The organism is Nonomuraea sp. K271, assembly GCF_009908215.1.
GTDB lineage: Bacteria > Actinomycetota > Actinomycetes > Streptosporangiales > Streptosporangiaceae > Nonomuraea > Nonomuraea longispora.
In genome coordinates, this window is the sequence record NZ_JAAAHR010000018.1 from 1 (window position 1) to 21658 (window position 21658).

Consider the following 21658-nt stretch of genomic DNA (forward strand, 5'->3'; position numbering starts at 1 on the left):
CCCCAGTACACCGGCGATCCGCTCAGGTCCGCGAGTCCGGCCGCCGATGGTCCGGCCACGCCGAACGGCACGCCGAGCCCCCACAGCAGGTGCGGTACGGAGAACCCCAGCACGGGCACGCCGGCCGCCCCCCAGGTCGCCGCCCTGGCCCAGGGCGAAGGGCGTACGGTTCCGTCGGGCCGGGGTTCGCGGGGGCGGGTGCCGTAGCGCACGGTGGCCAGGGCGAGCAGCAGGCCGAGCACGGTGAGCAGGAGCTGCCGGCCGAGCGCCGGGTCGTCGAGCTTGCCGAACGCCAGCCGCATGACCAGGTTCCCCGGCGCCACCAGCGCCAGCGCGGCGGCCCCCGCGAAACCCGCGGTCAGCAGGGCCGGCCGGAGGTGTGGTCTCATGGCGGCCAGGCTACGGAGGCCGCGCGTCCGGAGCCTCCCCCTGCCGGGGGAGACGGCCGGGGGAGACGGCCGGGGGAGACGGCCGGGGGAGACGGCCGGACGTGGCTTTCAGGCCCGTACGACCGCGAGCGGGCACGGCGAGTGGTGCAGCAGGGCCTGGCTGATCGAGCCGAGCAGCATGCCGGCGAGCTGGCCGTGCCCGCGCGAGCCGACGACGAGCAGGTCGGCGCCCTCGGCCGCCTCCTTCAGGACCTCGACGGGATGGCCGTGCACGAGCTCGGGCACCAGGTCGATGTCCGGGTGCCGTTCCTGGCGCTCGGCCAACTGGTCCTTCAGCTGTTGCAGGGTGTGCTGCTCGGTGTCGGGGTCGGCCGGTGGGAAGCCGCCGGGCCGCGGCCAGGCCCACGCCTGCACGACCCGCAGCCGCGCCTCGCGCAGCCCGGCCGCGGCAAGGGCGAAGTCGAGCGCCCGAAGGCTGGGCGGGGAGCCGTCGAAGCCGGCCACGATCTCGCCGCGCGACGGTGTCGCGGGCCGTTCGCCGACCACGACGACGTTCGTACGGGCGTGGGCGGCGACCCCGTGGGCGACGGATCCGACGAGCAGCCCGCGTACGCCGCCGATGCCGTGGCTGCCGACGATCAGGAGTTCGGCCTGTTCCGCGGCCTTGATCAGCGCCGTGCGGGGGTCGCCGGGGAGCAGGGTGGTTTCGACGACGATGGCGGGGCGTTCGCGGAGCGCCCGGTCGCGTGCGGCGGTGAGCACCGAGTTCGCCTCGTCGCGCATCCACCGGGCGACCTCGGCGTAGCGGGCGGACAGTTCGTCGCACACCCACCGCGGCACCGCGTGCGCGACGGTCAGTCGCGCGCGGCGCAGCGCCGCCTCCCTGGCCGCCCAGCCGGCTGCCTCCAGCCCGGCGCGTGAGCCATCGACTCCCACGATGATCACGGCAGCTCCTCAGGATGACGCGTAGCACTCCACCTCGGCGCGGCGGAACGAGATGCCGCCCTCCGTGGAGTCGCGTATGCACGCCCGCTCGGCCTGGCTGAGCTTGAGCGTGCCGCAGACGGACACGCCGGCGTACGTACGGCAGTCGAGCTTCGTGTCCTCGGCGCCGATGCGGTAGATCTCCTTGACCGTCGAGCGGCAACGCGCCTTGCCCGTGCCGGCGTAGCTGCACTGGGCGAGCAGGGTCTCGTACTGTTCCTGGCTCACCTCGTGCTGGTCCGTACCGTCGCCGTGGGCGGCGGTGACGCCGAACGTGGCCAGCAGCACGAGTCCTGCGACAGCGGCGATCTTTTTCATAGTCCCCCTGATGGGGTTGGTACCGCTGGAGGCGGTCGTCAAACCTCGCGCCTGGTCGCCAGGACACTCAGCCACGTGCGTTCGGCGCGGTTCAGGCCGTGTTCGACGGTCTCGAATCCGGCCGCGCCGAGCAGGTGCAGGAGCGTGCCGGGGTCGCGGTGGGCGAACCAGCGGCGGCGGCCGGTGTCGCGCGGCAGCTCCTCCCATCCTTCGGTGTCGCCCGCCGAGGTGCTCAGCCCGAGCACGCCGCCCGGTCGCAGGGCCGTCCACCAGGCGTGCAGTGTGGCCTCGGTGTCGGCGGCGGGCACGTGCAGCAGGGCCGCGACCGACCACAGGCCGGCGAGCGAGCCGGGGGCCACGGAGGGCCGGCGCAGGTCTCCCAGTACGGCGGGCACGCCGCGGGCGGCGGCGAGCCGCGCCATCGCGGCCGAGCGGTCGACGCCGACGACCCGCAGCCCGCACTCGCGCAGCCAGGCGGCGTCCCTTCCTGGCCCGCATCCCAGGTCGGCGACCGTCGCGCCGGCGGGCACGGCCTCGGCGAAGCGCCGCCTGAAGGCCTGTAGGGCGTCGTCGGGGTGCTCGGTGCGGGCGGCGCAGCCGGAGGCGATGTGGTCGTAGGCGGCCGTGGTCGTTGACGTGGGATCTTCCATTTTGCGGATGATGTCATGTTTCGTCATGGCACAGGCGTGGGTACGATCACGGCCGTCCAACGCGGGAGCCCGGTGCAGACCGGGCTGAGAGGACGGCTGAGAGCCGCCGACCGCCAGAACCTGCTCCGGGTAATGCCGGCGAAGGGAGTTTGCGCGATGACCGACGCGCGCGTCCCCACCTTTACCAAGATCTACGAAGGCGACCTCCGCGTCCCCAAGCGCCAGGTGAACCTCACCGACGGGTCGTCGGTGACGCTCTACGACACCTCGGGCCCGTACACCGACCCGTACGTCGAGACCGACGTGCGGCGCGGGCTGGCGAGACCGCGCGAGCCGTGGATCGCCCAGCGCCGCGCGGCGGGCGCGCCCATGACCCAGGTGGGCTGCGCCAGGCGGGGGATCGTCACCAAGGAGATGGAGTTCGTGGCGGTCCGGGAGGGAGTCACCCCCGAGTTCGTACGCCAGGAGGTCGCCGCGGGCAGAGCCATCATCCCCGCCAACGTCAACCACCCCGAGACCGAGCCGATGATCATCGGCCGCAACTTCCTCGTGAAGATCAACGCCAACATCGGCAACTCCGCCGTCACCTCCTCCATCGAGGAGGAGGTCGAGAAGATGACCTGGGCCACCAGGTGGGGCGCCGACACGATCATGGACCTGTCCACCGGGCCCGACATCCACGAGACCCGCGAGTGGATCATCCGCAACTCGCCCGTGCCGGTCGGGACCGTGCCCATCTACCAGGCGCTGGAGAAGGTCAGCGGCCGCCCGGAGGCGCTGTCGTGGGAGGTCTTCCGCGACACCCTGATCGAGCAGTGCGAGCAGGGCGTCGACTACGTGACCGTGCACGCGGGCGTGCGGCTGGCGTACGTGCCGCTCACCGCCCGCCGCAAGACCGGGATCGTCTCGCGCGGGGGTTCGATCATGGCGGCCTGGTGTCTGGCGCACCACCGCGAGAGCTTCCTGTACGACAACTTCGACGAGATGTGCGAGCTGCTGGCCCGCTACGACGTGTCGTTCTCCCTCGGCGACGGGCTGCGTCCCGGCTCGATCGCGGACGCCAACGACGAGGCCCAGTTCGCCGAGTTGCGCACGCTCGGCGAGCTGACCACGATCGCGCGGGCGCACGACGTCCAGGTGATGATCGAGGGCCCGGGGCACGTGCCCATGCACAAGATCAAGGAGAACGTCGACCTGCAGCGCGAGCTCTGCGACGATGCGCCGTTCTACACCCTCGGCCCGCTCGTCACCGACGTCGCCCCCGGCTACGACCACATCACCTCGGGCATCGGCGCCGCCATGATCGGCTGGTACGGCACCGCGATGCTCTGCTACGTCACCCCCAAGGAGCATCTCGGCCTGCCGAACAGGGACGACGTCAAGACCGGCGTGATCACGTACAAGATCGCCGCCCACGCGGCGGACCTCGCCAAGGGGCACCCCGGCGCCCAGGCGTGGGACGACGCGCTGTCGGACGCGCGCTTCGAGTTCCGCTGGGAGGACCAGTTCGACCTGTCGCTCGACCCCGACACGGCGCGCTCGTTCCACGACGAGACCCTGCCCGCCGCGCCGGCCAAGACCGCCCACTTCTGCTCCATGTGCGGGCCCAAGTTCTGCTCCATGCGCATCAGCCACGACGTACGGCGCTACGCCGACGAGCACGGGCTGGACACGCAGGAGGCGATCGAGGCCGGCATGGCGGAGAAGGCGGCCGAGTTCACCAGGCGCGGAGGCAGGGTCTACCTGCCGATGGCGGACTGACCCGGGATCAACCGGGCAGCGTCTCCCCGCCGATCGGGGCCAGCACCTCACCCGTGTAGTACGACGACATCCGGCCGGAGGCGAAGAACACGTACGAGGGGGCGATCTCGTCCGGGTCGGCGGGCCGGCCCATGGGCACGTTCCCGCCGAACGAGTCCACCTTCTCCTCCGGCATGGTCGCCGGGATCAGCGGCGTCCAGACCGGGCCGGGAGCCACGGCGTTGATCCGGATGCCGCGGTCGACCAGGTTCTGGGCCATGGAGTAGGTGAAGGCGTTGATGGCGCCCTTGGTGGCGGAGTAGTCGATGAGCGTCTTGTTGCCGCGCAGGCCGTTGATCGACGAGGTGTTGATGATCGCGCTGCCTTCACGCAGGTGGGGCAGCGCGGCCTTCATGACCCGGAAGTAGCTGTGGATGTTGACCGCGAACGTGTGCTCCCACTGCTCGTCGGTCAGCTCTTCCAGGCCGTCGACGGGCGCCTGGTAGGCCACGTTGTTCACCAGCACGTCGAGGCCGCCCAGCTCGGCCACGGTCTGCTCGACGACGGAGGCGCAGTGCTCCCGGTCTCCGAGGTCGCCGGGCAGGAGCACGCAGCGCCGCCCGGCCGCCTCGACCAGCTTGCCGGTGTGCGCGGCGTCCTCGTGCTCGCTGAGGTACGCGATCGCGACGTCGGCGCCCTCCTTGGCGAAGGCCACGGCGACCGCCCGGCCGATGCCCGAGTCGCCACCGGTGATCAACGCCTTCTTGCCGTGCAGCAGGTCACGGCCCACGTAGTCGCGCATCTCGTCGCGCGGCTCGGGGGCCATCTCTCCCGTACGGCCCGGGTACGGCTGGTTCTGGGCGGGTGGTGTTTGCGACATGCCCAGCGGCTGCCCCCGAAAGGGCAGGGTTAACGCCCTTACCGCACGAATCCCTCGTCCCGCAGCCAGTCGCGCGCCACCAGGGCGGGCACGTCGCCGTCCACGTCCACCTTGGCGTTGAGACCGCGCATCACGTCGTCGGTCAGCTTGGCGCTGATGGGCGCGAAGATCTTCGCGATCTCGGGGTGCGCGTCGGCCAGCTCGCGCCGCATCGTCACCGCGGCGTTGTAGCTGGGGAAGAACTTCTTGTCGTCCTCCAGCAGCACCAGGTCGAGCGCCTGGACGCGGCCGTCGGTCGTGGTCACCATGCCGGCGGCGCACTGGCCGCTGGCGACGGAGTTGTAGAGCACCCCCACCGACACCCGGCGCACGTTGGCCCGCGGGACCTCCTTGCCGTAGGTCATGCCGTACGCCTTCAGCATGCCGAGGAAACCGTCGTCGCGGCCGAACGTCTCGTGGTCGACGCAGAACGTACGCTCGTTCACCGGGATCTTCATGAGGTCGGAGATCGTCTTCACGCCCCACTTCTGCGACGTGGCCCGGGTGACGCCCATGGCGTAGCTGTTGTTCAGCGGCGCGGGCGGCAGCCAGACGATGCCGTTCTCGCGCAGGTCGAGGTCGCGGACGGCGACGTACTGCGCCTGCGGGTCGGGCAGCGCCTTGGTCTGGGCGAGGTAGGTGATCCAGCCGGTGCCGGTGTACTCCCACATCAGGTCGGCGTCGCCGCGGGTCAGGGAGGCGCGGGCGTTCACGCTGCCCTGCACGTTCGTCTGGTCGGCCACGTCGGCGCCGGCGGCGGTGAGGGCCAGCACCGCGATCTTGCCGAGCACGAGCTGCTCGGTGAACTCCTTGGACGTCACCCGGATCGGTGTGCCCTCCAGCGACGGGATGGGCTGGATGCCGGCCGGCTCGACCGGCGGCACGAACGACGACGCCGGCCGCAGCCCGCACCCGGCCATCACCAGGACGAGCAGCAGGGCCAGGAACGCTCTCACGACAGCCCCTTCGGGGCGAGGACCCGCTGGGCCAGCCCGCCCACCCAGTCGATCATCAGGGCCAGCACCGCGATCAGCACGCACCCGGTGACCAGCACAAGGTTGCGCTGCGTGCTCACACCCGTGGTGATCAGGTCGCCGAGCCCGCCCGCGCCGATGAAGGCGGCGATGCTGGCCGTGCCGACGCTCAGCACGAGCGTGGTCCGGATGCCCGACAGGATGACCGGCGCGGCCATCGGCAGCTCCACCTTGAACAGCACCCTGGCCGCCGACATGCCGATGCCCCGGCCGGCGTCGATCAGCCGCCAGTCGACCTGTTGCAGGCCGACCATGGTGTTGCGCAGCGTGGGCAGCAGGCTGTAGGCGAACAGGGCGGCGACCGACGTCCAGAAGCCGATCTGGAAGAGCACCGCCAACAGCACGACGAGGCCCACCGCCGGGGTGGCCTGGCCCACATTGACCAGCGCCAGCACGAACGGCGTCGCCCGGCGCAGGGTGCCCCTGGTGAGCAGGATGCCGAGCGGCAGCGCCACCACGAGCACCAGCACGGTCGAGTAGAAGACCAGCTGGATGTGCTCCCACGTGCGGCCGAAGATGTAGGGCAGGTTGAGCGAGCCGCGCTCGATGCCGTCGAGCGGCACCGACTGCGTATAGATGATCATGGCTGCGCCCACAGCCAGGTAGCAGAGGAGCGGCAGCACGATGTGCCAGGAGCGGCCGAGCCGCGGCTCCGGGTTGGTGGTCTCGTCGGGGACTGCCGTGGAGACGGTCATCGGCCGGCCCCGGTCTCGCCGCGGTGCAGGCGGCGCTCGCGCTCCCTGATCTTGATCGCCTGGATCGCGTTCTGCACGGTGCTCAGCGACAGCGCCCCCGCGTACGCCCGCCGCCTGCCCACCACGGGCACCACGTCGTTGTCGGCGTTGAGCAGCGCCTCCAGAGCGTCCTGCAGCGTCATCCGGTGGTGGAGGGTGCCGGTGATCGGGTCGCCGGCGGAGCCGACCGGGCCCGTGAGCCCTTGGAGGTGCTCGGCGCCGACCCAGCGCAGCGGCCGCCGCATCCCGTCCGTGATCAGGGCGTAGTCCAGGCCGTGTCGCTCGACCTCGGCGAGCACCTCGGCCGCGTCGGCGTCCTCCGACGCGTACGGCACCTGGTCCACCTCGATGTCGCCCACCTTGGTCAGGCGCAGCAGCCGCATCGAGGAGCCGGCGCCGAGGAACTGCTCGACGTAGTCGTCGGCCGGGTTCGTGAGGATCTCGGCGGGGCTGGCGTACTGCACGATGTGGCCGGGCGCTTTCATGATGGCGATGTGGTCGCCGATCTTCAGCGCCTCGTCGATGTCGTGCGTGACGAAGACGATCGTCTTGGCCAGGTCGTCCTGGAGGCCGAGCAGCTCGTCCTGGAGGCGTTCGCGGCTGATGGGGTCGAGCGCGCCGAACGGTTCGTCCATGAGCAGCACGGGCGGGTCGGCGGCCAGCGCCCTGGCGACGCCGACGCGCTGCTGCTGGCCGCCGGAGAGCCGGCGCGGGAAGGTGTCGCGGTATTGACCGGGGTCGAGGCCGACCAGGGTGAGCAGCTCGTCGACGCGCTCGGCGATGCGGGCGCGGTCCCAGCCGAGCATCTTGGGCACCTGGGCGATGTTCGCGGCCACCGTCATGTGGGGGAACAGGCCGGCCTGCTGGATGACGTACCCGATGTTGCGTCTGAGCCGGTCGGGGTCGATGTCGTGGGAGCTGCGGCCGTCGATGACGATGTCGCCGGAGGTCGGCTCGATCAGGCGGTTGATCATGCGCATGGTGGTGGTCTTGCCGCACCCGGACGGCCCTACCAGCACGACGATCTCGCCCGCCGGGATGTTCAGGTCGAGCTCGCGTACGGCCGGCTCGCCGCTGCCCGGGAACACCTTGGTCACCTTGCGCATCTCGATCGGCACGCCGGAGGTGCTCTGGTCAGCCACGGACACCTCCTGTGGTCAAGCGGCGGCTCAGCGGGCCTTCGGGCCTGGTCAGCTTGCCGAGCAGCACGAAGCAGCCGTCGAACAGCAGCGCCAGGACGGCCACCCCGATCGTGCCGGTCAGCGTGGAGTTGACCGCGTTGGCCCCGCCCAGCCGGGCCAACCCGGAGAAGATCTGCTCACCGAGCCCCGGCCCTGAGACGTACGCGGCCACCGCCCCGATGCCCATGGCCAGCTGTGTGGACACCCGGATGCCCGTGAGGATCACCGGCCAGGCCAGCGGCAGCTCGATCCTGGTCAGCGACCGTTGCCTGCTCATCCCGATGCCGCGCGCCGCATCGACCACCAGCTGGTCGACTCCCTGCAGGCCGACGACGGTGTTGCGGATGATCGGAAGCAGCGCGTACAAGACGATCGCGGTCACACTGGGCGCCACCCCGAGCCCGAGCGCCGGGATCAGCAGGCCGAGCATGGCCAGCGACGGCACGGTGAACAACACCCCGGACGAGGCGGTGGCCAGCGACGCCAGCCGGGGCCGCCGGTAGGTGGCCACGCCGATGAGCACGCCGAGGAGGGCCGCCACCAGGACACACTGGGCGACCATGCTCGCGTGTTGCGCCGTCTCGAAGAGGATGAGGTCCCATCGGTCCTCGACGTACTCCCACAGGGTCATCGCCTACGTACTAACCGGGATTGTCAGCCCCAAACCTCACAAGCGAAACTTTTGTCCCTTTAGTCACACCTGTCCCACTGGCGAGAGCCACAGGACCAGTGCCAGGGCCAGGAGCAGGTAGCCGCCGGCGGCTGTGAACACCTGCTTACGCTGCGTTCCGCGCTGCAGGAGGCCCGCCCCCGCCCTCACCGCGAATGTGAGCAGGGCAAGCAGCGGGCTCCACACGACCAGCGCCCACGGCGCCGTCTCCGTGGCGAGCATCCCACCGCCGGCCAGCACGTTCACCGGTCCCAGAGCAGGCTCGGGTTTCTGCCCCGTCCCGCGCTCGGCGGTGGACAGACGCATGAGCCCCAGCAGCCCGAGCGCCAGCCCGATGCTCCACGTCAGCAGCCCGATCCACGCGGCCTCGACCGCGCCCACCCCCGACCAGAGCACCAGTCCCAGGCGGATCAGCTCCTGCAGCGCTATATGGGTCACCATGACCACCCCGACGCGCCGCTCCGGATCCGCGGACAACCCGAACAAGGACGCGCAGAGCAGGCCGGCCAGGAACGTGCTCACCGTGAAGACGATCGACAACCCCACCGCGCCCCACGTGGGCCCGCCCGCGAAGACCAGCAGCCCGGCGGCAGCGAGCGCGCAGACGACCGCCCGCACGACCAACCTCCCGATCGGACGGTCCCACAACCCTGCCGTCTCCGCCGCGTCCGTCATGTTCCGCCCTTCCCGCAGAGCGGGCGATCGTCCTGCACCCGGCCGTTCAGCGCCCCCTCAAGGGCGCCGGCGGAGGCAAAGAACGTCTCCCGTGAGACCTTGTTCTCCCAGACGCCCCGGGCGCACCGGCGCAACAGCTCGCTGAACTGGGCATAGTAGGGCGATTTCGGCCGCGGCCTGGCCCGTTCGATCGACTCCTTGGTCTCCGTCGCCAGTCTCGACAGCTCGTCCAGGCTCGGATTGGTGATGTCGGAGCCGTCCTGGCGCCGGCACGACGGGCCGCCGCCGCCTTCGTACCGCTCGTACACCTCGGACAGAACCGGCGAGTAACCGCCGCAGGCGAACAACGTTGCCTGCACCTCCGGGCTGGTGAGCCGGTTGATCAGGCGCATGGCGGGAGCCAGTTTGGCCGGCTTGATGTGCCGCGAGACGGCCAGCACCGACCCGCCGAGCACGCCGCCGTGCGCCGCTGGCGCGTGCACGTCGAAGCGCAGCTTCCGGCCGGAGTCGCGCATGCGCGGGTCGCTCGCCAGCTGGTGGAACGCGATCGGCCAGTTGCGCATGTAGGCCACCGGCTGCCCGCCGGCCTCGCTCTCCTTGAAGGCCACGACGCTCGCGTCCTCGTCCATCTGCAACGACTCGCGCAACACGACCGCGCTCCCCTCCGTGCCGGACAACGTACGGGTCGGCGACGTCAGCGCCCGCCACACGTCGTCGCGCGCGTGGCCGAGGACGATGGCGGTCCTGTCGTCGCCGTCGAGCACCTTCCCCCCGCCCAGCTCGATCGTCTCCAGGAAGTTGACGGTGCCCATCTCGTTGTCGTCCAGTTGCAGCAGGTAGCCGCCGGAGCGCCGGTCCAGCCGCCGGAACTCCAGCGGGGCGTCGGCGGCGAACGGCACGCCGTACTGCTCGCCGTCGATCTGCCCCGCCTCCAGCGGACCGGTCAGGAACCGGTTGTCCCGATCGTCCAGGTCGATCGGCTGGATGTAGCCGTGCCGGGCGAACTCCGTCACCCACGCCACGTCGAGCACGAGGATGTCGTACGCGCAGCTGCCCGCCTGCGCCAGCGCCGCCATCTGGGCCCGCCGCACGTCGGTGCTGCCGGACAGCTCCAGCAGCTTGGAGCGGGGGTCGGCGGGCGGCTTCAACTGGTCGTTCCACTCCTCGATGACCTCACGGCGCACGCTGCCCGTGCTGACGTCGTCGCCGGTGGCCACGACCAGCTCGGCGTCGTTGCCGCCGCAGTTCTCCAGCGGCGTCGCGGGCACCGTGGGCGGCGAGACGGTCGTCCGGGGCATGGCGGGCTGGGACGGCCCGGCGGACATGGCGGCCTGCCACGCGAGGAGCAGCACCATCAGCAGGGCCCCGCAGCAGGCCGCCACCACGTTGTTGAGCCTGACGTTCTTGAGCCGGCCTGCCCGGTTGCGCAGGCGCGGCCGCAGCCATGCCGTCATCGCCACCCCCGCACCGTGATGATGGCCCGGGTGAGCGCCTGGTCCGCGCCCTCGCCCACCGTCACGCATCGATAGGGCTTGTCCGTGTCCGGCAGCGCGCTCACGGCGCACTCGTCCTGGCCGAAGACGACCACGTACAGGCCGGAAACCGTCTCGGCGTCCTTCAGAGCCCGCGCGATCACGTGCGCGGCGTCGCCCGTGCCCTCGTTGTCGAACAACCTGCCGTCGGTCAGCAGCACCACCGGCGCGGCCACCGCCCCGTCGCCCGCGCCCAGCCGGGAGAGCCCGGCGGAGGCGGGGGCGTCCCAGCGGTCGAACGCGGTGCTCTCGATGCCGGTGGCCACGGCGCCGAGCTGCTCCCTGGTGCTTTCGGCGGCGATGCGCGTGACCTCGGCGGGACCGTTTCTCGTGAGCGCGTGCAGGCCGAACACCTCGACCTTGTCGCGCGGCCCGAGCAGCCTGCTGTTGGCCCGCACCGCCTCGGCGGCCTGGACGCGTACCGGGCGGTCCGCAGATCCCGAGGTGTCGACCAGCAGCCGCAGGCCGAGCTGCGGGCGCAGCTCGTCCAGCACCAGCTTCCTCAGCTGCCCGAGCTCGCGCAGGCCGAGCTCGCTGTCGCGGGGCCCCGGCGCGTTGGGGAAGAGCGGGTGGGCCCGCAACCACGCGCCGAAGTGCTCGACCAGCTTCGCGCGTTCGGGCGAACGCTGGTCCGGCCACGACACCTTGACGAACTGGTAGTCGAGCGTGCTGAGGTCGTGGTGACGTACGGCGACGAGGGGCGCGCTGTCACCGGTGCCCTCGCAGCCCTCGACCCGGTCCGCGTTGTAGTCGTCCACGCTGTGCCCCGGCACCAGCAGGGCGATCTTCGGATCGCCACCATCCGCCCTGTCGGCGAGCCGGTCGAACTCGCACAGCAGCGAGGTCACGGTGTCCGCGCCGAGCCCGTTCTCCACCAGCTCCTGCTCGGCCTTCGGATAGCGGGACTCGGGCAGCCCGCGGTCGTGGAACACGTCATGGGTGCCGATCAGCGCCGCCACGGACGTCTCGGGGAACGGCCGCGCGATGGTCATGCCCATCTTGTTCGTCAGCGTGTCCCACACCTCACCGAACGAGTAGTCGTCCGGATTGTCCATGTACGTATCCAGCTCCTCGCTCCGCTTCCCGGACATCGCCAGCACCAACTGGTCCCGCCCCACCGTGTCCTCCTGCTTGCGGGCGCTGAGCGAGCGCAGCTGAGCTGCCCTGAGCTCGTCCGCCTCGGCCGCGGAAGAGGCGACCCAGGCGTCCGGCTGCAGGTCGTAGAGGCGGGCGTACGGCTGGTCGCGGCGGTCCTCCCGCCACTCCCAGCCGTTGTCGAACGCGTCACGCAGATGGATGGGAGGCGGCGCCACCCCCACGGTCATCCTGACCACCGGGCAGCCGTCCTCCGTCTGGTGCTCGCGCACGTAGCTCCGGGTGCGCGCGGTCAGCTCCGCCACGTTCTCGGACGCGGTGACCAGCCGCAGCTCCGCGGGCGCCGGGCACTGGTCGTCGGCGGCGACCGTCCGAATCCCCGTCCACCCCCCGGTGACCAGCGCCGCGCCCGCCAGCACGCACAGCGCCGTCCTGACCTTGTCGGGGTGCTTCTGGATGAGGTCGCGCAACACCGGGATCAGCGCGACGACGCCGAGCGCGCCCCCCACGGCCAGGGAAACCCACAACTGGACGTGGAGGGGCTGGCGTGCGAACAGGCCGAGCCACGGCGCGGAGATCCACGTCACGAACGCGCCGGCCAGGGCACCGATCAGCGCCGTCTGCACCGCTGCGGCGAACTGCGACTTTCTCGACGGTGGCGCAGCCGGCTGGTTCTGCTGTGTGTCGCTCATGTGAAGGGGTGCCCTCATGAGACAGGGGATACGTGAAGCCTAATCCGCTTCTGCGACGCGTGCAGGACCGTTACGGCAACGAACCGGCCCAGTAACGGGTCGCGTACGGGCATGGCGGGAAAGCCGCGACGGCGTCCGCGCGCGGCCACCCGCGGACGCGGAGCGCGGACGAGAACGGGTCCGGCATCCTGAGAACGCTCTTACGGCCGCGATCCGCTTTACCCCTGCTGCCTTTCCATTACCGCCATTCGAAAGGTACGGAGAAAATGCACAGAACCTGCAGGGCATTGGCCGTGGCATCGGGCGCCGCACTCCTTCTCATGAGCGGGGCGGGAGGCGCGCGGGCGGAATCCACGAACACGGTCATGGCGAGTTGTGTGTAGCCGGGAAGAATTCGCTCGTCACCCCCTGGGCCACGGTGCGGAACAACTGCGCCTTCACGTACGACGTGAAGGTCGTGTGGAACAACGGGCCGGACAGCTCGTGCGTCGAGCTCAGCGTGCGCGAACAAGACACGAGCACCTCCACTCCGGGCACCACCTTCGACCGCGTCGCAAACTGCTGAGCCGACCCGAATTACGCTGATTTCTCCATTCACCGCCATTTCCCGGTTCTGGGCCCGTACAGCGCCGATCGCCATACGGGCCCACCGCCGTTGCTCTGCTTAGCGCGCGGCACGCCATCGCCACGGTGAGCGGTTCCCGCGTCAATGCCGAGGGCCTGCTCGGCGACGTGCGTAACGCGGTGATGCTGCCGGCGCAGGAGTATGAGATCGCCCGCCTGCTGGCCAAGCTGTCGGCGCTGCGCGCCAAGCACACGAAGGTTGTCTCGACGGGCCTCACGCCCGGCGCGCAGGCCGTGGCCGAACCCATGGCACAGGCGCTGAACAGCAGCGAGGCGGCGGTGCTGGCCCGGGTCGAGGCTCTGGAACGGTACGCGACCAACGTCGCCGAGGCCGAGCGCGCGTACATGGCCCGCCACCAGATCGAGGAACTGCGTGGAGAGGCGCACGTGTACGAGGAACTGGTGGCCGAGACAGGGGCCGACACGTTCGCGGTGCCTGAGCTGGAGCAACTGGCCGCCGACGCCGGCCAGTTGGAGCAGGCTCTGCGGCGGAGCGTGGACTCCGCCCACGAGGCCCTGGGATAACCCCACGCGGCGCGCGAGACGCCGCACCCGGCCCGAGCTGTTCGGCCCCGTCGCCCGACCCGACGGGTGCACGCCTGATCGACCGGCTCGCCGGCCATCGTGCCCTTGGAGCCGACAGCCCCGCCTGTGATGGTCAATTTCGTGCGTGCGGCGCGGCGATCAACCCCGCCCGCCGTCACTGCTCTGCGCTACACGACCCCTACCCGAAATTGACGAAACCGGTCGTTGCGCCGATCTTCTTGCCGTTCCGCGTCTGGAGAATGTACGTGAACTTCCTCCCCGACGTGTGGCCGATTGCCGCCTTGGTGGTCTTCCAGGCTCCGCGGCAGCCGTTGTTGTTCTTCGCTTCGAACCACGCGCCGGACATGAAGTTGGGCCCATAGTTATCGCACTTGGTGTCCTTCGTGCTGATGGCGAGGTAGTCCCGCCCGGCGATGCTTGTGCCGCTGGCGTACCGGACCGTGCAGTTCCGCCTCAAGAGGCCGCTCAGCTGCGCCCCCGTGATCGTCTTGGTGAAGAGGTGGTCCTTCTGCTTGCACGCCGAGACGCTGATGATGGTGTCCGCCGAGGCCGCCGGCGCACCGACGACCAGTCCGGCCACCATCACCACAGCTCCGGTCATCACTCTGAGCTTCATGTGTGTGCACTCCTTCTGTCAGTTGCAGGAGCGACCATAGAGACGGCCGGTATAGGGCAGGTATGTCGCTGGTATGGCAGTCTCCACTCGTGAGCTGAGCTGCGGGTTCATGCGGTAGCCAGGCGGGCGCGTTCATGGAACCAGCGCTGCCCTGGTCACGTCTCCAGGCCCCTCTTGCGCCCCGGCACAATGACTCCGCGAAACGGACACTCAGGCTGTTACCGATACCTCGCCGTGGCCCTGCACCTAGCAGGAGTCGCAGGACGGGCCCTGGTTTGCGAGGGCATCTCCGCGTACTCCGACATGATCGAGTGGGCGGCGGAAAGTACGGCATCATCTACGGGGCCGGAAACGCCGATCAGCACGAGTTCAAGCGCGGGCTCTGGGGTACGGCTGTGGCCGGGGAATCGGTCGCCTACCTCGCCGGCGCGACTCCGGCGCCCAGGTGGTCAAGCAGCAGACCTGGGCGGGCTGGTTTCGCTGGCGGGCGGCCCTCCGCATTCGTGTACGGCTCCCAGCAGCACGTCTTCGCCTGCACGACCGACACAGCCTGGCGATCTGGTGGTGGGATCCCGGGGCGTCTGCCGACGAGACGGTCATCCACTGGTGGTGGGACCGTACCGGTGGTGTCCAGCAGGAGAGCCCGAGACCACGTAACTCAATTTTCGAGCAGCACACCATCCACAGACTGAGCTTGACACATATCAAACTGAACAGTACGGTTTGGTTCGGGAGGTCAGATGATGGCGAGTCAGGAAACGGCGCGCAGCCGGGCCAAGCGGGCACAGATCCAGCGGGGTGCCACGCGGGTCTTCCTGGCCGGGGGCTTCGCAGGCGCGACGACCGATGCCATCGCCAAGGCGGCGGGGGTGTCGAAACAGACGCTGTACGTTTACTACCGCACCAAAGAGCAACTCATGGTGGACGTGCTCGACACACTGCTGTCACGGCTGAACCGGGACCATGCGGTGCTGGACGCCGAGCGGCCGACCGGCTCTCTGCCCGAGTTGCGCGAGACGCTGACGACGTTGGCGTGCGAGGTGCTGCAGGCCCTCACCGACAGCGACTACCTGGCGCTGGCGCGGGTCATCATCGCCGACTCGCCGCAGGTGCCGGAGATCGGCCGGTTGTGGGCGCAGACGATCACCGGCGGCGTCCGCCCCATAGTGGCGGAACTGCTGGAACGCGCCCGCGATCACGAAGTGATCGGAGCCGTGGATGTGGAGGCGGCCACCAGGATGTTTGTGGGCGGTGTGTTGACCTACATCCTCCCCGACGGCATCGTGGCGACAGCCGGCAAGCCGGTGGCTGCGCCACCCCGCGAGCGGGTCGAGCGGCTCGTGGACCTGTTCCTGCGCGCCGTCAGCACTGACTGACCCTGAGCATGCCTTTTTGTCTCTCTATCAAACTGAACAGTTTGGTTTGACATCGACTGTCGAGGATTCATCGGAAGGGAAGGATCCCATGACCTTCGCCTGGGGTGGGCTGACCGAAGGCCCCACCACATACGAGGAAGAGCACCCGCCGGCGCACGCCGTCACGCACGCCAGCTCCGTACAGGTGCTCAGCATGGACAAGCTGGACATCGGCCCGCAGGTCGAGGGCGGCCCCGCAGTGTTCGCGACGCTGATGACGGAGCAGTTCAGCGGGGGAATCGTCGGCGTTGGGCACGCCGACCACGTCCGCGTCGTCCAGCCCGACGGCTCACAGATCGTCACCGGGGTCGAGCGCATCGTCGGCTCGGTCGATGGCCGCTCAGGCAGTTTCGTACTGACCTGTTACGGCTTCGGGGAACGGCCCGGGTCGGCACAGGGTTACTGGACGGTGGTGCCGGGCTCCGGCACCGGCGAGCTGGCCGGGCTGCGCGGACGCGGCGCCTTCACCGTCCGGCTGGAGCCGGATGGCACCTGGCGGGCCGAGGACACCTTCACGCACTGGTTCGGCCAATGAGCCCGCGAATGGCAGCGGACCACTTCCGTACCGGACACCTCCAGACCGGCGGTGCACGGATCTATCACGAGGTCCGCGGGAGCGGTCCCGTGCTGGTCTTCGTGCCCGGCGGCGGGGTGGACGCCACTCACTTCGAGACGATCGCGTCCCTGCTGGCCGACACGTACACCACCGTGACCTACGACCGCCGCGGATACTTCCGCAGCAGCCTGTCATCCGATGACCGTTCGCCGAGCACGATCAGCCGGCACACCAACGACCTCGCCGCGCTCATCGAATCCCTCGGCGCGGGCCCAGCGGCCGTATGGGGCGGCAGCCTGGGCGCGTTCATCGCGATGGACCTGCTCTCACGCCGCCCCGAACTGCTCACCACGGCGCTCGTCCACGAGCCGCCGCTGTTCTCCGTGCTGGAGGGAGGCGGACCGCCGCCCCTCCCCCGCGACCTGTCCCATCCGCGCGCAGCGATGGAAGAGCACGCCCGTCAGACGCTCGGCGACAACTTCGACCGGCTCACTCCCCAGCAGCGCGAACGCGTGATCGCCAACGGTGAGGCGTTCTTCGGCACCGACGCGCCCGGCGTGATCGCCTCACTGCCCACGCCGGGCACGCTCGCCTCCGCCCTTGCCTCCTCCACCGTCACGGTGCACGTGCTGGCCTGCCCCGGCGACCCGGCGCCTCCATTGCGCCGCACTTCCCGCTGGGTCGCCGACCAGGCGGGGACCACCCTGATCGACCTGCCCGGTGGCCACATGCCCTACGCCGTCGAACCCGAAGCGACAGCGCAGATCCTCCGAAATACCATCCAACACACCACCGCAACAAGAAGCCGCCCATGATTCTCGTCACTGGCGCGACCGGCAACATCGCCCGCCGCCATCTCGTCTCACCCCGGTGTTGTTCGGCGGTGGCCGGCGGCTGTTCGAGGTGTTGCCGTCGCGCGTGGAATTGCAGATCGTACGTGTGATCGACACGCCGGAGGCCACCCACATCCGCTACCGGTTCCGCCGCTGAGCCGATCCAGCGACCGTCGACATCCATGTGTCGCAGAGGCAAGCACACCGTCAGCGGGCAGGAGGGCTCGTGGTAATGCCGGCCTACTGTTCGACCCGTCCCAGGCGTGGACCGCCGGCCAGATGATCGTGCTCTGGCCGGCGCACCCCGCGGACGATCGCGACCCGTTACGAGATCGCCCGCGTCCTGGAGGAACGCAGTCCCTCCGCGACCGGGCCTGCGGTGCTGGAGCTGGACGCGCGTAAGAGCGGCACAAGTGAACGTCGCTGCGAGCTCGGTGGCCCACGGTAAAAGCACTGACACATACACTTATAAGTGTGCGGCTCAGTGCTTGCAGAGCCATGTCAAGGATATTTCCGTCAGCCGGAAGGCGAATGAGCTCTGCATCTGAAATTCGACGGGCGGAGAGCTGGAAACGCACCTTGGCGTCCGGTCATGGCCGTCGGGAAAGGAAGACCGATCGGCAATCGGGGAAGACAACCCCCGAGTTTCACCGCCGGACTGTGCCACCTCGCCGGCTCCCCACCCGATGTTCCTGGTCAGACCGGTTTTTCCTGCTCACCCACCCTGCCGGTGCGCGGCGCCCGATTCTCCGACCTAGGGAACTGTCCTGCGAGCAGCCGTGTGATCAGCGGCCGATCGAGTGATAGCAGTAGTGCCCTCCGCCGCGGCAGTCGGCGGATGCGGGGGCGCTTATCGCGCTGAGTGCGGAGACTGCGGCGATGCAGATCGCCGCTGTGCGCAGCGCCATTCCTCTGTACTTCACGGGTCACTCCGATCATCAAGGAGATTGAGGCATCGACATGGCATATTGAACACGAGTGACCGAGATTAGTAAATGTTTCGTGTATTTGATTCGGCCCCGATTGTCGCCGCGCGGGCCGTGGTCGGGGTTGTTGTGGGTGTACAACGTCGCTCATCTGGAGTTTCTGGAGGCGTACGTGGCCGTGACGTTGTGTGAGCGGCCCCGGCCCGCGGGATCACGGAGCCCGCTGAAGCGGCTGCCCGCGTGGATGAAGTCGGCGGGAAACCGGGACGAGGCGCTCGTGGCGATCCGAGCGCTGCGCGACGGCGCGTAGCTCCGCCGGTCATGGGCGAAGGCCCGCTCCTTGGACGACCCGGTGCCCAAGGAACCCACTCCGGACGGCGAGACCGCCCTCGACTCAAGTGTATGAAAGATCCTTTTGCAACCTGGCCAAGACGATCCGTTGCCTCGGCCGGGACGCTACCCGGGTCCTGTCGATCCTGGGGCTCACATGCTCAGGAGATGCTCAGCCGACTTTGCCGGGGCCCTGGGCCGGGACACCTGTCCGAAAGCGAGTGATCCTTGGCCTTTGTGGCGATCACTCCTCCTCTGGAAGCTTGCCTATCATGCCTGGGGAGCCCGAGGTCAGAGAGGCCATCCCGCTGTTTCGAGTACCAATTGCTTTCCACCTCACCCCAGCTCCGTCGGCCGATGCGATGTGAGACCAGGGGTAAAAGGAGGCTTTGGCCCTGTTATATTCGAGGGCTGAAAGATCAAATGAGGCAGGCATCCACGATCCCGCTGCGTTGGGAACGTCTCGACAGCCTGCAGGTCCGACCTTCGACGAGCCTCTGTTCCCGCCCCATGGCGGCTGGCAGGCGCGCGAGGGGGAGGCCGGTCGTGCCCGTGTGCGCGACCCGGTCTGCCGATCGACGATTGGAGAAGTGTGCGGAGAAGACTATCCACGCTCGCCACCGGCCTTGTGGTGACGGCGGCCCTTTTATCCGCCCCGATGGCTGGGGTGGGCAACGCGGCCGTAGCCGGAAAGGGCGTCACGGATGCCGTCGGCAAACGCGGCATCACGTGGAAGCCGTGCGAGGAGGAGCCCACCGTCGAGTGTGGCAAGCTGACCGTGCCGATCGACTGGTCGAAGCCGGACGGACCCACCGTCGACCTTACCCTGGCCCGGCGTAAGGCCACTGACCCCTCCGCGCGGATCGGATCCCTGCTGACCAACCCGGGCGGGCCCGGCAACTCCGGCGTGAACGACATCCTTCGCCCTTCGGGGTTCAGTGAGGAGGTGCAGCGGCGGTTCGACATCGTCAGCTACGACCCCCGGGGCGTCGCCCGCAGCGGAGCGGTGACCTGCTCGGCGTCGGTGTACAACAAGATCCCGTACGAGGTCATGACGAGCCAGGCCGACTACGACAAGTGGATCGCCTTCAACGAGGAGTTGCGCGCGGACTGCCGCAAGCTCACCGGCCCCCTGTACGACCACATCGACTCGGCCAACGTGGCCCGTGACATGGACGCCATCCGCGCCGCGCTCGGCGATGACAAGCTGACCTCGTACGGCGTCTCCTACGGCACGCTCGCCCAGCAGATGTACGCCGAGCTGTTCCCGAACCGGGTCCGGGCCATGGTGCTGGACAGCAACATGGACCACAGCCTGGACGCCAAGGCGTTCCAGGTCAGCGAGGCGGCCGCGGTCCAGGACGGCTTCGACGAGTTCGTCGCCTGGTGCAAGCGTGACACCGAATGCGTCCTGCACGGGCGCGACGTCCGGGCCCTGTGGAAGGGACTGCTGGCGAAGGCGGACCGCGGCGAGCTGTACTGGCCGGGCCACACCGACAAGCCGGTGAGCGCCCACAACCTCCTCTGGCTGGGCGTGGTGATGAACGAGGGGCCGGACTGGCCGATGGAGGCCAAGGTGTTGCTCGCCCTGGCCGGCGGGCCGGTGCCCGACGACATGCCGGGGCCTCCCGGCAACGGACCTGCCAGCGGTGAGCACGCCGAGTTCCCCACCGCGATCCTCTGCGAGGACTACAACCTCAAGCTGCGCAACTACAAGGCGTACGCCGACGTGATGCGCGGCGCGAACGCGGTGGCCCCGGACATGCGGTACAACCCGATGCCGATGGGCGACATGCCGCGATGCCAGGGTCACCCGGTCAACAACCCGCAGCACCGCCTGCGGTACAAGGGCAGCGCTCCGCTGCTGGTCGGCGCCTCCAGGCACGACCCCTCCACGCCGTACGCGTGGTCGGCCAACGTGGCCCGCCAGCTCGGCTCCAAGGCCACGCTGCTCAGCTACGAGGGCTGGGGCCACGGCATCTACGGCAGGACCGACTGCATCACAACGGCGATGGACAAGTACCTGATCTCGCTGCAGGTGCCCGCGAAGGGCACCCGCTGCCCGGCGGAGTAGGAAGCCGCGAAGCAGTAGACGGCGGGTGGCCGACGGTCGGTCTGACGTCGGCCACCCGTTGCTCCATCGGTCCGGCAGGTGTCGACCCACGCCGAATCCGACCCGCGCGTCCTGAACCGCAGTCCCACGGGGAGATACGTCGCCTCGCGTTCTCCGTGGATTGCCCGTCCATGCGGCTTTGCGCTACGACAAGCTGTGCGGCGGCGCTGAACCAGGCGTCGACCTCGACCGCTCGACCTGACCAAGCGAACGCGGTCAGAGGCAATCCCATTTCATGGTTTCGGAGCCTCCCCAGTTGACGACGGCCAGGGTGCACCAGTCGTTACCACCTTGGGCCCGGAAAACGGTGTCGGTCCAGGCGACACATTTGAGGTCCTTCCCGCAGTCCTTGCGGCCTTTCGCTTTGACCTTGTCGCGATAGTGCAGGCTGAGCGAGATCTGCGGACGGAGCATCGACTTGCACTTGACGGTCGCCCGGCCGACCATCGTGCGCATCCCGACGGAGTGGTTCTCCATGGTCTTCACGGCGACCGTGCAGCCAGGAGGCGGTTTGTCCATGGCCGCCGCTCCGGCCGGCGAGGCGAGACCGGCGGCCGCGCCCAGGCTGACGGCAGCGGTGACGGTGCTGAGGCGCGCGACGACGCCCATCCGATGTCTGGTCATGCCGGCCTCCTAGGCCCTGAACGACTTGCTGATCGAGCGCGATTCGCGAACAACGAAGTTGTAGATGTAGGTGATCTTTCCCTTGATCTTCCAGTTGCTGGTCTTCGGCCTGTTGACCCGCAGATTCACCTCGCACGTCATGTTGGACGGGAACTTGTCCGGGCCGTCCTGGCAGATCTGCTTGGAGCCCACTTTCTTGCCGTTCCGGTAGAGCGTCATCTCCAGCTTCACGCCGTAGACGTTCTTGCAGGTGGCGCTGATGTGGGCGTACACCTTCTCGGGCGGCTGACCGGGGGCCGCGGACGGGCCGCCGGCCGGGTACGTCTTGCACGACCCCGTGGCCGCCGCCGCTGCGGATGCCGGCAGGGCGCCGACACCGGAGGCGGTGAGGCAGGCGGCCGTGAGGACGCTTGCCGTTCTGAGTTTCCTGCTCATGACGAAACCCTCCGAGGATGATCGGCC

23 protein-coding genes and 1 riboswitch are annotated in these 21658 nt (G+C 69.3%); of the genes, 8 read left to right on the top strand and 15 right to left on the bottom strand.

What is annotated here, in order from left to right; all coding sequences use genetic code 11:
- From GUY59_RS08790 to GUY59_RS08805, 4 genes are all read right to left on the bottom strand, one after another.
- On the bottom strand, positions 1–389 hold a 389-nt coding region (locus GUY59_RS08790), incomplete at its 3' end, for a hypothetical protein (protein WP_161714456.1).
- Between the two features lie 108 nt (positions 390–497).
- Positions 498–1334, bottom strand: coding sequence for a universal stress protein (locus tag GUY59_RS08795; RefSeq protein ID WP_132329824.1), 837 nt, complete (start codon positions 1332–1334; stop codon positions 498–500).
- A 9-nt stretch (positions 1335–1343) separates the two neighbouring features.
- Positions 1344–1691 carry a hypothetical protein gene (locus GUY59_RS08800; protein WP_138206102.1) on the bottom strand — a complete coding sequence of 116 codons (348 nt, stop codon included), beginning with the start codon at positions 1689–1691 and terminating at the stop codon, positions 1344–1346.
- Between the two features lie 38 nt (positions 1692–1729).
- Entirely contained in the window at positions 1730–2341 is a 612-nt protein-coding gene (locus tag GUY59_RS08805) for a class I SAM-dependent methyltransferase (protein ID WP_161714457.1), read from the bottom strand.
- A 51-nt stretch (positions 2342–2392) separates the two neighbouring features.
- Positions 2393–2505, top strand: a riboswitch (TPP riboswitch).
- Between GUY59_RS08805 and thiC the strand changes: the two genes are divergently transcribed.
- Positions 2498–4102 (top strand): phosphomethylpyrimidine synthase ThiC, encoded by a 1605-nt coding sequence (gene thiC, locus GUY59_RS08810; RefSeq protein WP_138206105.1) that lies wholly within the window; start codon positions 2498–2500, stop codon positions 4100–4102. It overlaps the preceding riboswitch by 8 nt.
- A gap of 7 nt (positions 4103–4109) precedes the next feature.
- Here the strand turns inward: thiC and GUY59_RS08815 are convergent, their stop codons facing one another.
- From GUY59_RS08815 to GUY59_RS08850, 8 genes are all read right to left on the bottom strand, one after another.
- A complete protein-coding gene (locus tag GUY59_RS08815) occupies positions 4110–4961 on the bottom strand; it encodes an SDR family oxidoreductase (protein ID WP_138206107.1) in 852 nt (283 codons plus the stop codon).
- 38 nt (positions 4962–4999) lie between these two features.
- Complete coding sequence (locus GUY59_RS08820) at positions 5000–5956, bottom strand: glycine betaine ABC transporter substrate-binding protein (protein WP_252375154.1); 957 nt, start codon at positions 5954–5956, stop codon at positions 5000–5002.
- Complete coding sequence (locus GUY59_RS08825) at positions 5953–6729, bottom strand: ABC transporter permease (protein WP_138206108.1); 777 nt, start codon at positions 6727–6729, stop codon at positions 5953–5955. Before GUY59_RS08825 ends, GUY59_RS08820 begins: the two co-directional genes overlap by 4 nt.
- A complete protein-coding gene (locus GUY59_RS08830; RefSeq protein ID WP_289514323.1) occupies positions 6726–7910 on the bottom strand; it encodes a betaine/proline/choline family ABC transporter ATP-binding protein in 1185 nt (394 codons plus the stop codon). The genes GUY59_RS08825 and GUY59_RS08830 overlap by 4 nt, the downstream gene beginning before the upstream one ends.
- Positions 7903–8580, bottom strand: a complete 678-nt coding sequence (locus GUY59_RS08835) for an ABC transporter permease (RefSeq protein WP_132329838.1) — start codon at positions 8578–8580, stop codon at positions 7903–7905. Before GUY59_RS08835 ends, GUY59_RS08830 begins: the two co-directional genes overlap by 8 nt.
- 63 nt (positions 8581–8643) lie before the next feature.
- On the bottom strand, positions 8644–9294 hold the full coding sequence (locus tag GUY59_RS08840; protein ID WP_138206110.1) for a hypothetical protein: 651 nt from the start codon (positions 9292–9294) through the stop codon (positions 8644–8646).
- Positions 9291–10754: a hypothetical protein gene (locus tag GUY59_RS08845; protein ID WP_138206111.1), complete on the bottom strand. Its 1464-nt coding sequence runs from the start codon at positions 10752–10754 to the stop codon at positions 9291–9293. The genes GUY59_RS08840 and GUY59_RS08845 overlap by 4 nt, the downstream gene beginning before the upstream one ends.
- Positions 10745–12631 carry a hypothetical protein gene (locus tag GUY59_RS08850; protein WP_138206113.1) on the bottom strand — a complete coding sequence of 629 codons (1887 nt, stop codon included), beginning with the start codon at positions 12629–12631 and terminating at the stop codon, positions 10745–10747. Before GUY59_RS08850 ends, GUY59_RS08845 begins: the two co-directional genes overlap by 10 nt.
- A gap of 400 nt (positions 12632–13031) precedes the next feature.
- Between GUY59_RS08850 and GUY59_RS08855 the strand changes: the two genes are divergently transcribed.
- Together GUY59_RS08855 and GUY59_RS08860 are read left to right on the top strand one after the other, a co-directional pair.
- Positions 13032–13178: a hypothetical protein gene (locus GUY59_RS08855; protein ID WP_161714459.1), complete on the top strand. Its 147-nt coding sequence runs from the start codon at positions 13032–13034 to the stop codon at positions 13176–13178.
- A gap of 125 nt (positions 13179–13303) precedes the next feature.
- The gene (locus GUY59_RS08860) at positions 13304–13762 is read left to right on the top strand and encodes a hypothetical protein (protein WP_201760641.1); all 459 of its coding nucleotides are present in this window, start codon (positions 13304–13306) and stop codon (positions 13760–13762) included.
- A 199-nt stretch (positions 13763–13961) separates the two neighbouring features.
- On the opposite strand, the gene GUY59_RS08865 is transcribed toward GUY59_RS08860, so the two are convergent.
- Positions 13962–14399, bottom strand: coding sequence for a hypothetical protein (locus GUY59_RS08865; RefSeq protein WP_138206114.1), 438 nt, complete (start codon positions 14397–14399; stop codon positions 13962–13964).
- Positions 14400–15139: 740 nt separating this feature from the next.
- Here GUY59_RS08865 and GUY59_RS08870 point away from each other — a divergent pair.
- The 5 genes from GUY59_RS08870 (at position 15140) to GUY59_RS08895 (ending at position 20533) form a co-directional block, all read left to right on the top strand.
- Positions 15140–15775 carry a TetR/AcrR family transcriptional regulator gene (locus tag GUY59_RS08870; protein WP_138206116.1) on the top strand — a complete coding sequence of 212 codons (636 nt, stop codon included), beginning with the start codon at positions 15140–15142 and terminating at the stop codon, positions 15773–15775.
- 88 nt (positions 15776–15863) lie between these two features.
- Positions 15864–16349, top strand: a complete 486-nt coding sequence (locus GUY59_RS08875; RefSeq protein ID WP_138206117.1) for a DUF3224 domain-containing protein — start codon at positions 15864–15866, stop codon at positions 16347–16349.
- 8 nt (positions 16350–16357) lie between these two features.
- Entirely contained in the window at positions 16358–17185 is an 828-nt protein-coding gene (locus tag GUY59_RS08880) for an alpha/beta fold hydrolase (protein WP_161714460.1), read from the top strand.
- A gap of 1020 nt (positions 17186–18205) precedes the next feature.
- A complete protein-coding gene (locus GUY59_RS08890; RefSeq protein WP_138206120.1) occupies positions 18206–18439 on the top strand; it encodes a hypothetical protein in 234 nt (77 codons plus the stop codon).
- Positions 18440–19117: 678 nt separating this feature from the next.
- Entirely contained in the window at positions 19118–20533 is a 1416-nt protein-coding gene (locus GUY59_RS08895; RefSeq protein ID WP_161714461.1) for an alpha/beta fold hydrolase, read from the top strand.
- 255 nt (positions 20534–20788) lie between these two features.
- Here the strand turns inward: GUY59_RS08895 and GUY59_RS08900 are convergent, their stop codons facing one another.
- Both GUY59_RS08900 and GUY59_RS08905 read right to left on the bottom strand, forming a co-directional pair.
- The gene (locus GUY59_RS08900) at positions 20789–21181 is read right to left on the bottom strand and encodes a hypothetical protein (protein WP_138207474.1); all 393 of its coding nucleotides are present in this window, start codon (positions 21179–21181) and stop codon (positions 20789–20791) included.
- A gap of 24 nt (positions 21182–21205) precedes the next feature.
- A complete protein-coding gene (locus tag GUY59_RS08905) occupies positions 21206–21631 on the bottom strand; it encodes a hypothetical protein (protein WP_138207476.1) in 426 nt (141 codons plus the stop codon).
- Between the last annotated feature and the right edge of the window lie 27 nt (positions 21632–21658).

Coding starts and splice junctions, on each gene's coding strand:
- thiC (WP_138206105.1), top strand. CDS start 2,498: ATGACCGACGCGCGCGTCCCCACCTTTACCAAGATCTACGAAGGCGAC.
- GUY59_RS08905 (WP_138207476.1), bottom strand. CDS start 21,631: ATGAGCAGGAAACTCAGAACGGCAAGCGTCCTCACGGCCGCCTGCCTC.
- GUY59_RS08825 (WP_138206108.1), bottom strand. CDS start 6,729: ATGACCGTCTCCACGGCAGTCCCCGACGAGACCACCAACCCGGAGCCG.
- GUY59_RS08895 (WP_161714461.1), top strand. CDS start 19,118: ATGGCTGGGGTGGGCAACGCGGCCGTAGCCGGAAAGGGCGTCACGGAT.
- GUY59_RS08835 (WP_132329838.1), bottom strand. CDS start 8,580: ATGACCCTGTGGGAGTACGTCGAGGACCGATGGGACCTCATCCTCTTC.
- GUY59_RS08800 (WP_138206102.1), bottom strand. CDS start 1,691: ATGAAAAAGATCGCCGCTGTCGCAGGACTCGTGCTGCTGGCCACGTTC.
- GUY59_RS08815 (WP_138206107.1), bottom strand. CDS start 4,961: ATGTCGCAAACACCACCCGCCCAGAACCAGCCGTACCCGGGCCGTACG.
- GUY59_RS08870 (WP_138206116.1), top strand. CDS start 15,140: ATGATGGCGAGTCAGGAAACGGCGCGCAGCCGGGCCAAGCGGGCACAG.
- GUY59_RS08850 (WP_138206113.1), bottom strand. CDS start 12,631: ATGAGGGCACCCCTTCACATGAGCGACACACAGCAGAACCAGCCGGCT.
- GUY59_RS08805 (WP_161714457.1), bottom strand. CDS start 2,341: ATGGAAGATCCCACGTCAACGACCACGGCCGCCTACGACCACATCGCC.
- GUY59_RS08865 (WP_138206114.1), bottom strand. CDS start 14,399: ATGAAGCTCAGAGTGATGACCGGAGCTGTGGTGATGGTGGCCGGACTG.
- GUY59_RS08840 (WP_138206110.1), bottom strand. CDS start 9,294: ATGACGGACGCGGCGGAGACGGCAGGGTTGTGGGACCGTCCGATCGGG.
- GUY59_RS08875 (WP_138206117.1), top strand. CDS start 15,864: ATGACCTTCGCCTGGGGTGGGCTGACCGAAGGCCCCACCACATACGAG.
- GUY59_RS08880 (WP_161714460.1), top strand. CDS start 16,358: ATGGCAGCGGACCACTTCCGTACCGGACACCTCCAGACCGGCGGTGCA.
- GUY59_RS08900 (WP_138207474.1), bottom strand. CDS start 21,181: ATGGGCGTCGTCGCGCGCCTCAGCACCGTCACCGCTGCCGTCAGCCTG.